This window comes from Clostridium sp. M62/1 (genome assembly GCF_020736365.1).
Lineage (GTDB): Bacteria > Bacillota > Clostridia > Lachnospirales > Lachnospiraceae > Otoolea > Otoolea saccharolyticum_A.
The window spans coordinates 3880903-3891914 of the sequence record NZ_CP085988.1 but is presented as its reverse complement, the minus strand read 5'-3'; the positions used below and the strand labels follow the sequence as shown (position 1 = coordinate 3891914).

The 11012-nt window shown below is 55.9% G+C and carries 17 protein-coding genes and 1 pseudogene; all 18 read right to left on the bottom strand.

Annotated features, from left to right (window positions below):
* Positions 1-412 (bottom strand): annotated as a pseudogene (locus tag LK436_RS18110) (hypothetical protein); the annotation flags it as partial.
* Between the two features lie 282 nt (positions 413-694).
* Entirely contained in the window at positions 695-1198 is a 504-nt protein-coding gene (locus LK436_RS18105; protein ID WP_004220615.1) for a DUF1492 domain-containing protein, read from the bottom strand.
* Between the two features lie 23 nt (positions 1199-1221).
* Positions 1222-2559 carry a site-specific DNA-methyltransferase gene (locus tag LK436_RS18100; protein WP_008398632.1) on the bottom strand — a complete coding sequence of 446 codons (1338 nt, stop codon included), beginning with the start codon at positions 2557-2559 and terminating at the stop codon, positions 1222-1224.
* A 180-nt stretch (positions 2560-2739) separates the two neighbouring features.
* Positions 2740-3324 (bottom strand): hypothetical protein, encoded by a 585-nt coding sequence (locus LK436_RS18095; RefSeq protein WP_008398633.1) that lies wholly within the window; start codon positions 3322-3324, stop codon positions 2740-2742.
* Positions 3314-3676 (bottom strand): hypothetical protein, encoded by a 363-nt coding sequence (locus LK436_RS18090; RefSeq protein WP_008398634.1) that lies wholly within the window; start codon positions 3674-3676, stop codon positions 3314-3316. The genes LK436_RS18095 and LK436_RS18090 overlap by 11 nt, the downstream gene beginning before the upstream one ends.
* On the bottom strand, positions 3660-4301 hold the full coding sequence (locus tag LK436_RS18085) for a hypothetical protein (RefSeq protein WP_008398635.1): 642 nt from the start codon (positions 4299-4301) through the stop codon (positions 3660-3662). The genes LK436_RS18090 and LK436_RS18085 overlap by 17 nt, the downstream gene beginning before the upstream one ends.
* 14 nt (positions 4302-4315) lie before the next feature.
* Entirely contained in the window at positions 4316-4465 is a 150-nt protein-coding gene (locus LK436_RS18080) for a hypothetical protein (RefSeq protein WP_227910121.1), read from the bottom strand.
* Between the two features lie 73 nt (positions 4466-4538).
* Entirely contained in the window at positions 4539-5282 is a 744-nt protein-coding gene (locus LK436_RS18075; protein ID WP_004220600.1) for a hypothetical protein, read from the bottom strand.
* Positions 5283-5295: 13 nt separating this feature from the next.
* Positions 5296-5898, bottom strand: coding sequence for a hypothetical protein (locus LK436_RS18070; RefSeq protein ID WP_004220598.1), 603 nt, complete (start codon positions 5896-5898; stop codon positions 5296-5298).
* A 4-nt stretch (positions 5899-5902) separates the two neighbouring features.
* Entirely contained in the window at positions 5903-6190 is a 288-nt protein-coding gene (locus tag LK436_RS18065; RefSeq protein WP_004220597.1) for a hypothetical protein, read from the bottom strand.
* A 54-nt stretch (positions 6191-6244) separates the two neighbouring features.
* A complete protein-coding gene (locus LK436_RS18060) occupies positions 6245-6721 on the bottom strand; it encodes a DNA N-6-adenine-methyltransferase (RefSeq protein WP_005933228.1) in 477 nt (158 codons plus the stop codon).
* Entirely contained in the window at positions 6696-6923 is a 228-nt protein-coding gene (locus LK436_RS18055; RefSeq protein ID WP_004220593.1) for a hypothetical protein, read from the bottom strand. The genes LK436_RS18060 and LK436_RS18055 overlap by 26 nt, the downstream gene beginning before the upstream one ends.
* Positions 6920-7528: a Holliday junction resolvase RecU gene (locus LK436_RS18050; protein ID WP_004220590.1), complete on the bottom strand. Its 609-nt coding sequence runs from the start codon at positions 7526-7528 to the stop codon at positions 6920-6922. Before LK436_RS18050 ends, LK436_RS18055 begins: the two co-directional genes overlap by 4 nt.
* The gene (locus LK436_RS18045) at positions 7525-8064 is read right to left on the bottom strand and encodes a DUF4406 domain-containing protein (RefSeq protein ID WP_004220587.1); all 540 of its coding nucleotides are present in this window, start codon (positions 8062-8064) and stop codon (positions 7525-7527) included. Before LK436_RS18045 ends, LK436_RS18050 begins: the two co-directional genes overlap by 4 nt.
* Positions 8061-8570, bottom strand: coding sequence for a type II toxin-antitoxin system PemK/MazF family toxin (locus LK436_RS18040; protein ID WP_008398640.1), 510 nt, complete (start codon positions 8568-8570; stop codon positions 8061-8063). Before LK436_RS18040 ends, LK436_RS18045 begins: the two co-directional genes overlap by 4 nt.
* The gene (locus LK436_RS18035) at positions 8567-9457 is read right to left on the bottom strand and encodes a DNA-methyltransferase (protein ID WP_004220574.1); all 891 of its coding nucleotides are present in this window, start codon (positions 9455-9457) and stop codon (positions 8567-8569) included. Before LK436_RS18035 ends, LK436_RS18040 begins: the two co-directional genes overlap by 4 nt.
* The gene (locus LK436_RS18030) at positions 9454-10137 is read right to left on the bottom strand and encodes a replicative helicase loader/inhibitor (RefSeq protein WP_008398642.1); all 684 of its coding nucleotides are present in this window, start codon (positions 10135-10137) and stop codon (positions 9454-9456) included. Before LK436_RS18030 ends, LK436_RS18035 begins: the two co-directional genes overlap by 4 nt.
* Positions 10134-11000, bottom strand: a complete 867-nt coding sequence (locus LK436_RS18025) for a hypothetical protein (RefSeq protein ID WP_008398644.1) — start codon at positions 10998-11000, stop codon at positions 10134-10136. Before LK436_RS18025 ends, LK436_RS18030 begins: the two co-directional genes overlap by 4 nt.
* Between the last annotated feature and the right edge of the window lie 12 nt (positions 11001-11012).

The window sequence follows — 11012 nt, the reverse complement described above, 5'->3', positions numbered from 1 at the left end:
CACCAGCTCCGGCGATCAGTTGGCCGGGGATTCTGATCGGCTTCTTTTGCTGAGCGCTTGGTCTGGACTTCGGGCTCATTTTGAAATGCGTCGGCGTCAGTGTCCGCCCCTTATAAATGAGGGAGGCACTATCAACTTGAACCCCCGCCACTTGGATTGAGCTCTGCCCCCTCCGAGGTTGTTGTTTGGCCTCGTTGATTGCGGCAGTGTCTACCCCGTAGTGTTCGCGGATCCCCTTCGATACCCACGCAGGCGCACGGCTCATAAAGTCGTTGACGGTTTTCTTGATTGCCGTCTGCCCGCCGTTCTCCAGTTTGTTGAGTCGCTTCACAATATCCTTAGCTCCGGAGCATGTCACGGTGAAGCTGCCAGAGGTTCGGCGGCTTTGGCCGGTATAGAATAGACCGCCCATGTGTTTGCTCCTTCTGTGGAAAATTTGCACCCCTCCCAGTTCTTTTCTGAGGGTAGGCACATAGGAAAAACCGCCCGGATCTTTATCATGTCCCCGGACGGCTTTCGCTGTTATACAGAGTAGCACGGTGGTTTATCCCCTTTTATCCCTTTTTGTCCCTTTTTATCCCCCCTGTGTGCTCGTGAGCGTTCCGTCTGCGGCTTTCTCCTGAGTGTGTGCGTATTTCTTCGGGCGCGCAAAAAAGCCCGCCGTCGGCCTTCCTGTGGCTTCTGGCGGGCGTTGTTATCCCTGTTCTTGTTTTGCTCTGTATATTTTGGCCAGCGATTGAAGCGCCGAGCCGTGTAGCTTGAATGTTCTTTTGAGGTAGCGTTGCTCGTGTTCGTCGTAGTCCTCCCGGCTACCATGAAGGGCGGCACATACTGTCCACCAGTTCGCTGCGTCGAAGTAGTGCATTTCTAACACGGTCTGCTCGTCTGGCTTTTCCATTTCGGAGATCAGGGCCTCCAGTTCGCTGCGTTCCTGATCCTCGTCTGCGATCATGCGGCGGATCGTTTCCTCCAGTGTTACCTTCTGGATCACTTGCCGTTCTTGTTTGCTTGTTCCGTCGCCACCGCCTCCGGATATTCCGTCGAAGCTCGGCGAGGATATGGAGCCCATGACGGCCTCCAGATTCTCCAGCCGTTCGATCTGGTTGTCGATCCTGCGGTGGAGTGCTGCGTAGCTTTCCAGCTTTTTCTTGATCTCGTCGGTTTCCTTCGGCTGTTTTGCCTCACTGTTCTGGTGCATGGGTTCCACCTCCTTTCGCTGGCTTATTCCGTGAACATTCTCTCGAAGTGCTCGCGGCCCAGCTCTTTGCCCTTCCTGAACAGTCGGATCCCGGTCGTCTTGCCAGTTGTCCTTATGTAGCGTTTTACGATTGTATCAACAAACTGAGGACTCAGCTCCATGAGGTACGACTTCTGGCCTATACTTTCCGCAGCGATCAGAGTCGTGCCAGATCCTCCGAAGGCGTCCATGACTCCCTCGGCCCACTGTGTATTGTCCAGCAGTTTCTCCAGTATCTCCACCGGCTTTTGCGTCGGGTGGAGCTCATTTCCGGAGCGGGTGGCTTCGATCACGTTCCCGTAGCCCTTGTGGTTGTCCCATGCTGGCTTTGTACGGTGTGCGAACATTATCAGCTCGTGCTGAGTTCTCCAGCCCATACCCATGCCCGGCGTTTTCTTATTCCAGACGATCATATTCTTGACGCCGAACCCGCTTTCCTCCATTACGTCGTAGAGATAGAGCCACATTCTCCAGTCGGTGAAGCAATAAACCACGGTACCGGTGAACTGTTTCAGGATCGAGCGCATGAGCTGCTGGTATCCGCGAGTGCTGAGGGTATCGTTCGCGATCGTCACTTTGATTTCCTTCCCGTTTGCGTCGTAGCGTTTGGTTCCGATACTTCCGGTGCTGCGTCCGGATTCCTGAAAACCTCCGGAGCAGTACGGCGGATCCATGAGAAGGATCTGAGGCTCGGCTCCGTCGAGTAGGAGAGCGCGATCGGCTTCGTTTGTACTGTCTCCGCACACGAGGCGGTGGTTTCCGAGAATCCAGAGATCGCCGCGTTGCGTGATTGTCTGATCTTCCTCCGGAAGCTCTGGGATCTCGTCCGGCTCTGTGAGGTCATTGTGCAGGGCTTCGGCCAGTCCAGTGACGAGGCTTTCCACTTCCTTGTCGGTGTAGCCGGTCAGCTCCATGGGGATCTCGCCAGTGTCAATGTCGGCGAAAATGTCAGCCAGCAGCTTGTTGTCGATCTCTGCCAGCTCTGCGATCCGGTTGTCGGCCACCAGATCGGCGTATTCCTCGGCCTCGTTCGTGTAGTTCTGGTAGTCCACCGGCACTTCGTTGAGTCCTTCGAGCTTGGCAGCAGCGAGACGGCCGTGGCCCTTTACTATGAAGCCGGAGCGCTTCGACACTGTGATCGGCGCCCTCCACCCGGTCTGGCGGATAATGCGGCCGAGTGCTTGGATCTGTGCGTCCGGGTGTGTGTTCGGGTTCTTCGGGTTGGGGATCAGCTTCTCAATGGCCACGATCGCGTCATGGGCGCAGAATACCGGTACCCCTCCAGCGGTTGCTTTTGGCTGTGCTTCTGTTTTATAGTCCATGTTTTCGTTCCTCCTTTATTTTGATAGGCCGGTGGCAATACGGGCACGTCCCGGCTTTGATATTCTTCTTTGTGACCGCGCTCGCGATCTCGTAGTACATGTGGCAGCTCGTTGAGTACCACTCTTTAAAGCCGAGCCCCGGCACCCATGAGCAGGCGCCGGTCTCTTTGCTTGGCCAGCTCACTTTTTGCCCTCTGTCCGGCGGTTGTCCGGTGCGCACTTGCCGGTTGGTAGCTGTACGGTATCAATAGTTTGGGCTGCTTTCAGGATTCTGCGGCGGTAGTGCTTCCAGCTTTCGTCCTGTTTCTTTACGACGCCATAGATCGGGCCCACATTGGAGAGGGTGAGCTGTTCCATGGTTTCGTATTTCGGCAGACTGCGCGGGAAAACCCCCAGCTTTTCGCGGATCCTTTTCTCGTAGTCGGTGTTGTTTTCGCCTTTATTTCTTCTAATACCATAAATGGGGCCGACGCCGTTTAGCGTGAGCCCTTTCATGGATTCGTCCAGAGTGCGGGAGATCTTTCTCCTGCGATTGTATTCCCTGATCTTTTTCCCGGTTCGCCCGATCCAGATCAGGAGAGTGGCCACCCAGAGAGTGATCAGCAGCAGCGCGGTGGGTACCCACACGAGCCCGGCGATCACCACCGGCCAGCTCATTGATATAATGCCGCAGGCTTTCAGGATTGCCAGCATGGCCACGCCTGCGAGTGTTGCCAGTGTGTAGAGTAACGGCCAGCCCATAGGCTTGTTCTTGTTATCGTCCATTTCGTCCTCCTTTTCTTTTAGCTGCTCGTCTGGCTGCACGGTTCGGCCGCACCGGTTCTTGTCTGATAGGCCAGAGGGAGAGTGGGGCCGGTTTTTCCTGCTTGTTCCGCAGCATATCTCCGCCGATCTTGTGGAGCGCTTCCGAGTAGCTCAGCGCGGTGCTTTCCGCGAGTCTGCGAGCTTGTTTTTCTATGTCGTCGAGGTCACACTCCAGATAGAAGGCCAGCACTTCGGCGTATTGCCTGCACCTGAGCGCCTCCAGCACGTCCCTTGCTATTTTTCCGTCGGGGAAGTAGTGCCTCGCGTCTATTTTGAGGTAGTAGAGCCCATCTGTGTTATTTTCTTCTTTCACGCTTTGCCCTCCTTCGCTGCGCGCGGTTTGGGCCTTCCTTTCGGAACGGTGACAGAAGCCCGGCTTTGATCGCGCACTCAGTACAGAGCATTTTCGCGTCCTGTTCTTTGGCGAGGCGGTCAGCTTCCGGGTGTTTCCAGCATTTCCGGCCGCATGTCGGGCACTCGACTGGCTTCCAGTCCGGGTGCTTGGCCTGCACGTCGCCGTTCAGGTTCTTGTCCAGTGGTAGGCAGATGATCCCGCCCCTGTCAGTCTGCTTTCTCGGTGTCAGATCGAAGCCGTGGGCCCGGAGCTGTTCGCGGGTGTTGTTGGTGCTTTCTTCCTGCTTTACCTCCAGCACTTCCACCTTGTCCAATGGCAGGCAGAACAAGCCCTGCGGCTCCCATTTCTTTGCCTTCCAATTCTCTGCGAACTTCTCCAGCGTATCGAACAGGCAGAGGCCAGCCTCGGTTTCGGTCTGGAATACGGTCTGCATGACTGCCTCGTCCTCTGAGTCCTCCCAGCCGTAGAGGTGCCAGCTCTCGCGGTTGTCGTAGTCCCACTGTGAGAACCAGAGCACATGGCCGTCGATCGGCCAGCCGGTGCCGGTCACTTTTCCGGTGATAACTTTCGGTTTATATTCCATGGTTTTGTCCTCCCTTAGAAAAATCTATTTAATGCGATAATGAGCACGATCACGGCCACGAAGGCGATCGTGATGTTCTGCTGTCTGAGCCCGTCCTTTTCTCCAATAACTCCAAAAAGCAGGAGAGCAGCCACGAGGGCCAGCACTATGTTTATGATCAGCATGTTCTTGTCCTCCTTTGGTTTGCCGGGAGAGCTTGGCCCTCCCGGTATGTTCCCGACATTTATGTCGGCCACATTATGCAATGATCGTGATCCTTTCACGTTCCGGAACGTCTGCCAGTGCTTTGACGAGGTAGTTCTTCACGTTGTCCACCGCCTGAGACTTCCAGAGGCCACCGTCAGCAGCCACCAGCTTGAAGGCAGGGGCTCCGCCGCGTCCCTCGCTGATTCTGAACACGAAGTCACTCGCGGGCTGCGGAACTTCCAAAAATGTGCGGTACGGGATCAGGCTCACCGGATTAGGAACGAAGGCGGCGTCCTTCGTGGTTACTCCGGTTTTGATGATTGCCTGTTGACTTACGCCGTCGTCTGAGAAGGTTCCCTGCTGTGTGTTCACGATATTGCTCGCCATAATGGTGACGGCTTCGCGGTCGTCTGTTTTCTGGAAGCATGACTGCATGGCCACGAGGAAGCTCTCCTGATCATATTCGCGGCCGTATTCAAACTGCGGCAGCAGGGCGTTGACCTCGAACAGAGTCTCACGGTCACGCTCGGCCAGCAGCCCGGAGTAGAGCAGCACCTTTGTGGCGCTTACCACCTGAATGATCATTCTGTCGCGGAGTTCCTCGCGGCTTTCCTTGATATAGTCCACCAGAGAGGTGAGAGTGGTCGCTTTGATCGGCTCGGCCTTGTCGGCTGCGTCGTAGCGTCTGAGATCCTTCGTGCAGTATGTCCGGCCGTTGATCTCGATTGTTTCTGGCTTCTCAGCCTTTACGGCCAGCCCTGTGATATATGCGATTGCTTCTTTGATTCCTTCCATTTTATTGACCTCCTTATGCTTCTTTTGCTGGTGCGATTTTTACCACCTTCATGTTATTGCGTCCGCCGGTTGTCTGGCGGTCGTCCGTAGGCTGTCCGGCGGTTTCGTATACCTCGCCGGTGTCCGGATCGTAGTCACGGCCCGGAACTAATTCAGTAGCGGCAGCAGGTGCCTGTTTTCCCCTGTTTTTAAGATCCAGAGGCTTGCCGGTCGGATTCTGTCCCGGTGTAGGAGCTGCAGCTTGTGTTTCCTCTGATTCCTGATCCTGATCGGCGTCCGTGAAGTCGGAGAGATCCATCTGTCCACGGATCTGCCCGTCGTATTCGGCGATCTCGATCTGGCCGGTTCTCATATTGACGCCCATCACCATTTGCGTGTCGATTGCTTCGGTAGCTGCGAGCTTGGTCGTGACAGCAATCTGGGTTCCTACCATTTGGCGGGTTTTGTTCGGCGTAAATTTAATATTTACCGTGATCTGGCGCTTAGTGGTTGCTTCTGTGTTCGGATTCTGAATATTTTCAGCCACCTGCATGAGCGCCTCGTTGAGTTTCTCGGCGAAGGCTCCGCCTGCGAGAGCTTCGAGGTTGATCTTTGCCTGTACTTTCTGCTTTTTCATGTGCTTACCTCCTTACCGCAGCCCATACGGCTGTATTTTTTCCGGTTCTTTTGCTCGGTTTCTTTCCGACGACTTCCAGAACTCCGGCGCCTTTCAGCTCTGTGAGTCTCGGCGCCACGAAGTTGCGGTCGTAGTATTTCAGGTGGCCAGCAGCCACCAGCTCGTCGGTGATTTCTTCCACGGTCATTGACCGATTTCCGAGGGTTTCCAGTATTAGCTTGCAACGCTCGCCGCTGCGTGTTCGTATGCCGTCGTAACTTTGGCGGCGTGTCTGTTTAGTAATCCCGTTCATGGTTTCCTCCTTATCTGAACCGGCGGAGCAGTGGCCCCGCTGGCTCTGGTGCTTTTATATGTGCCATGTGGCAAACTCGCGCCCGGTGCTTTCCGGACTCCGCCACACTATGACGGCAGAAGGAAACGGAGCTGCGTCCTCGCCGTTTCCGTCCTCGTCGGTGAATTTCAGGCGGCCGCGGAGGAATCTCACCTCGCTGGCCTTGCCGAAGATCCAGTCGTGAAAATATGCCGTGTCAGTCCGCGAAGGAATGAGCATAACCACGGTGGTGCCGGGCTTCCGGCTTTCTTCGTAGCCTTTGCGTACCCAGTCGGCGATTGCTCGGCCGTATGGCGGATTGCAAAACACGCAATACCCCCCCCAGTCTTGCTTTAGGCCGTCGTCGTCCGGCGTGAAGTGTTTCGCGCACTTGGCGCTTTTGTCGGTGCTGGCCGGATCCAGTTCAAAATGAAACTCGCGATCCAGTTCCGCGAAAAAATCCGGCGGAGTGCACCAGCACATGTTTTTACTGCTCAGCAGTGCGTCGTTCATTGGCTTGATCTCCTTTCTGTGATTTGTAGAGCCCGCAGCCGTTCCCGTTGTTCATACACGGATCCGGGGAGGCCATGTGGTGCATACAAATTTTTAACGGTTCGCCCGTCTGTTTGTTTATGAGCTTTCCGCTCAGCATGGCGCAGGCTTTTGAAATTACAAAAGGCCCGACTCTGCGGAGCTCGCAGTATTCGCATTTCATGGCGTGCCTCCTTCCTCGGTGTAGTCGATCTCCACACCTTCCAGCAGTTTGAGGATCCCGGCGATATATTGCACGCGGTACGGTTCCAGATCTTCGAGCTTCATGTGTTTGCGCCCGTAGATCTGCTTCATGTCTCGCCATACTTCCCACGGTACCCGGTAGAAGTTTTCCAGCCCCACGCTCACCATGATGAAGGCAGCAGCTCCGAGCTTGTGGTGCAGTGTCAGACTTTCCACCTGCTCAGGAGTGAGGCGGCTCTGGTCGATCTTGTCGCTGTCGGTGTGTTTCGCCTCAAATACCACGGCCCGGCCACCGGTGAGCGTTCCCTTGAAGTCCGGCTGTCCGGCTTTGGTGTAGCAAGCAAGGAAACGGCCCTGTCGGTCTGGCTTCCTGAGTGGCTTCATGGGCTCCGGAGTCTTTTCAACGAAGGCCACGCCCTTGTCGCAGTACCAGTTCAGGCTTGCGGTGATCATATTCTCGAAGTGTTCACCGGCTCGCTTGCTCTGGAGTCCTTTCTGGCTATGCTGCACCCGTGCAAGGGCGGTGCTTGCTGTTGGATCCGGGTAGCCTTCGCCATTTCTTCCCGGAACCGTGTCCCAGCTCATTGATCTACCTCCGAGTCTGCGCCTTTGTCGGCCTCCAGCGTGATGTCGTGGCCGGGGTGTCGTCTGAGCTCGATCGCAAGGTCTAAGATCATTTCGCCATTGATCCGCACGGTGGTGGATTCAATCGCGGCGACGCCGTTCAGGTGCCCGACGTGAGAAGGGAGAACGATCAGTGCGTCACCGATCGGAAGTGTTTCGGCTTCGCGGTTTCTGTAAAGCTCGGCAGCGTCCCGGATCGGGATCTGGTGCTGCTTTGCGTATTCGATCTCGCTCCTCATGCCCTCACTCGGATTCTCGATACCGTAAACCCAGAGCTCGTCACACATGGCCAGAAGTGAGAGGCCCATGTCCATGCCCGCGGCGCGTTCCTCCTGCTTGGTGTCGTCAAGAAACTGGGTAAAATATACATGAGGCGCGATCGGGATCACGTCGTCCCAGAGCTCGACGGCTTCGCGACAGTAGCGCTGGGCTTTTTCTATGTTCTTTTCAACGTCCCCGCGGCACGGGGAGCAGATGTAAACCAGTTTTTTTCTCATGCACTTGCTCCTTTCATGGTTTTGCTCAGCAGCTCATTGTATAAATTCCGGTAGAGATCGCGCTCAGTTTCGAGCTTGATCTTTTCAACGTCTGGATCCTGCTGGACGATCCGGAGTGGCTGCTTGCTTATTTCTTCCAGTAAATGCTCCGCTTCTTTGGCTGCGGGCTTCGGATCCATGAAGTCGATCCCCAGAGAGATTGCCAGAGCAGAGTCCACGGCTGTGAGCTCGCTCTTTGTCAATTTTCCGATCAGCGTCCCGATCCTTTTCACGCTTACGCTGTTTACCTGTTCGCATAAGACGGTAGAAGGGGAGAGTGCGCTCCGGATAAATACATGAGTTGGGAGGTCGTTTTTTGGTTTGGTGGTCATGTATACCACTTCCACAACCTCGCTGTTTTCGTTGTTCTTGTCATTGGAGACGATCACCGCAGGACGGCCGCCTCTCTGCTCGCTTCCGGTTTCCCGGTATGTGCTTTCGATATAATAAATTTCACCGCGTTTCATGGTTTGGCTCCTTCCTGAGCAGCCTCAGCGAGTCGCTGCTCTTGTATTTTGCAGGTGTCGGGGTTAATCTCTATCCCGATATAGTTCCGCCCTTCTTTGAGGGCTGCGGCTCCTGTGGTTCCACTTCCTGAGAATGGATCCAGAACCGTGTCGCCCGGTTTGCTCCCGGCCAGTATGCAGATCTTGGCCAGTTCCTCCGGGAACGTGGAGAGGTGGGCGCCCTTATATGGCCGTGTGGCGATCGTCCAGACGTCCCGGCGGTTTCGTTTGCCGGTTTCATTTCTCTGGAGCCCGTGGCTGCCTCGATCCACCTCGGCGCTGTTGGCTTTGGCCTGATCGTGAGTGTAGGCAGTGCCGCCGCGGAAGGTTTTCGCGTTGCCGCGCTTCCGGCCGGGCTTTTTCGGATCGTACCCGACGGCCAGCTCCTTGACGGCCTCGGCGTCGTAGTAATAGGCGGCCGCTTTGCTGAGTAAAAAAACATACTCGTGAGATCTTGCCGGTCTGTCTTTGGCGCTTTCTGGCATGGCGTTGGGCTTGTTCCAGATAATGTCCGCCCGGAGGTACCAGCCGTCACTTCTGAGAGCCAGAGCCAGCAGCCACGGGATCCCGATCAGATCCTTGCGCTTGATCCCTCCGTCCTCGATATGCCTCGCGTAGCTGTCGCCGATATTCAGCCAGAGGGTGCCGTCGTCTTTCAGGACTCTGGCGACTTCCCGGAAGGCTTCCACCAGCTTGCGGGTGTATTCCTCCGGAGAGCTTTCGGTTCCGAGCTGATCGGCAGCTCCGTAGTCTCTGGCGTTGTAGTAGGGTGGTGAAGTTACGCAGACGCTGCAGCATTTGTCCGGCAGCTTTCTGAGTTCCTCCAGTGCGTCACCTTGTAGGATCATCCTAGCACCTCCCCTCTGAGTTCGAGCTTCGTTTGTTCGACGATCTGGCTCTCCAGTCGGAGGGCACCGCGGGTGATAGCCTCCATTTCCTGCTCTTTCCTGCGGCGTTCGCTTTCCCTGTACTCTATCAGGCGTTGGCCTTTGTCCGGAAGGGATCCGGCCGCGTTGTCGATCTTCTCGGTTAATTGTGCCGGTGTCATGCTGCGAGACTTTTCCCGTTCGTACATTGGCGTGTACTGTTGCATGAAGGCTACCCGATCCATGCCGGGCTTGCCGCCTATGTATGCGCTGCGGTGCATTTCCCAGAGGGAAGTCCAGCCGATTGACTCAACGGCCCGCGCCACCAGAGGCGGGAGCTGGCGGGAGAGATCTCCGTGGTTGAATTGTCCGGCGCTGTACATGAGGTCGCTCACGGCCAGCCATGCCTTGTCCGGCTCTATGAGTTCCGGGTGCTGGATCTCCAGCATGATCTCCCGGACTTCGGCCACACTCGGCGGCCATTTGTTTGTTGCAATGTGTTTTTTTACTGCCAGCGCTACGATCCCGGATTCGTCTTGCTCAAACATCATGGCCCAGAGATTCACCGTGGCCTCGATTGCTTTCGCGTCCTTGAACTTGTCAAAATTCGGGTAGGCGGTGACGACGATCGCCACCAGTCGAGCCGCGTCTGCTTTTGTCATATCTCGAAGCCTCCTTCCTCGTTTGCGATTATCCCCGCGAGCACGTCCATGGTGTCAGGTTTTCCACAATTTCCACCCGGTCGCTGTTGATAGCTTCCGGATCCGGCAGGTGGGAGAGGTTCGTCGTCCCAGCGTCCCTGATTGATCCATGTTGACGGGTTGGGAATGAAGCGGCCACCTTCTCGCAGCCATTGTTCCGAGGTTTTAGCTGTTGCCACTGCCTGCATGATCTTCTCGAACAGTTCAGCGTCGGGCTTTGCCTTTTCCCATGCCTTCTGTGCTGCTTTCTTGCCGACTTTCTTCGGGTATGCAGTCCAGAACTCTGCGAAACGTCGTTCCTGAGCGCTTGGCTGCTTCTCGGCTGCGGGGGTTATGGGGGTATCCCCCTTATTTTCTGGTCTACTCTGGTCTACTCTGGTCTGGTCTACTCTACCTGCGGTCTTTTTCTGGTCGCTCTTGCTTGCGTCCGCAGACTGTCCGGCGGTCGTCCTCCGGTCGTTTGACTTAGCAGCAGCGCGGCGGGCTCTCGAACGGTTTTTCTCATTTTCTCGTTGTTCGATCAGCTTTCCGGTGTACTCGCTCCAGTCGTGGATCTCCAGAACGCCGTCCTCCGTTACGTCCAGCAGAGACGCAGAGGTCAGGGCGGCCACAAATTCCTCCGGATCTTTGTCCCACTGGGCCGCTCTTGCGATCATTCTGTCGGATATTCCAGCGAGGGATCCGTCCGGTGCGTTATCAATGGCCCAGAGCCAGAACGAGATCAGCAGGCCGAGCATGTGAGCCGGTTCAATGTCGAGCTCGTCAGCAGCAGCCAGCACCTTGCGGTGGTCTTTCAGTTGTTGGTGAATTTGGATCCATGCCACTGTCGGCACCTC

What these genes read in the sequence shown, in the direction of transcription:
- LK436_RS18105 (WP_004220615.1), bottom strand. Translation starts at nt 1,198, where the DNA reads ATGCACCAGAACAGTGAGGCAAAACAGCCGAAGGAAACCGACGAGATC.
- LK436_RS18100 (WP_008398632.1), bottom strand. Translation starts at nt 2,559, where the DNA reads ATGGACTATAAAACAGAAGCACAGCCAAAAGCAACCGCTGGAGGGGTA.
- LK436_RS18095 (WP_008398633.1), bottom strand. Translation starts at nt 3,324, where the DNA reads ATGGACGATAACAAGAACAAGCCTATGGGCTGGCCGTTACTCTACACA.
- LK436_RS18085 (WP_008398635.1), bottom strand. Translation starts at nt 4,301, where the DNA reads ATGGAATATAAACCGAAAGTTATCACCGGAAAAGTGACCGGCACCGGC.
- LK436_RS18080 (WP_227910121.1), bottom strand. Translation starts at nt 4,465, where the DNA reads ATGCTGATCATAAACATAGTGCTGGCCCTCGTGGCTGCTCTCCTGCTT.
- LK436_RS18075 (WP_004220600.1), bottom strand. Translation starts at nt 5,282, where the DNA reads ATGGAAGGAATCAAAGAAGCAATCGCATATATCACAGGGCTGGCCGTA.
- LK436_RS18070 (WP_004220598.1), bottom strand. Translation starts at nt 5,898, where the DNA reads ATGAAAAAGCAGAAAGTACAGGCAAAGATCAACCTCGAAGCTCTCGCA.
- LK436_RS18065 (WP_004220597.1), bottom strand. Translation starts at nt 6,190, where the DNA reads ATGAACGGGATTACTAAACAGACACGCCGCCAAAGTTACGACGGCATA.
- LK436_RS18060 (WP_005933228.1), bottom strand. Translation starts at nt 6,721, where the DNA reads ATGAACGACGCACTGCTGAGCAGTAAAAACATGTGCTGGTGCACTCCG.
- LK436_RS18055 (WP_004220593.1), bottom strand. Translation starts at nt 6,923, where the DNA reads ATGAAATGCGAATACTGCGAGCTCCGCAGAGTCGGGCCTTTTGTAATT.
- LK436_RS18050 (WP_004220590.1), bottom strand. Translation starts at nt 7,528, where the DNA reads ATGAGCTGGGACACGGTTCCGGGAAGAAATGGCGAAGGCTACCCGGAT.
- LK436_RS18045 (WP_004220587.1), bottom strand. Translation starts at nt 8,064, where the DNA reads ATGAGAAAAAAACTGGTTTACATCTGCTCCCCGTGCCGCGGGGACGTT.
- LK436_RS18040 (WP_008398640.1), bottom strand. Translation starts at nt 8,570, where the DNA reads ATGAAACGCGGTGAAATTTATTATATCGAAAGCACATACCGGGAAACC.
- LK436_RS18035 (WP_004220574.1), bottom strand. Translation starts at nt 9,457, where the DNA reads ATGATCCTACAAGGTGACGCACTGGAGGAACTCAGAAAGCTGCCGGAC.
- LK436_RS18030 (WP_008398642.1), bottom strand. Translation starts at nt 10,137, where the DNA reads ATGACAAAAGCAGACGCGGCTCGACTGGTGGCGATCGTCGTCACCGCC.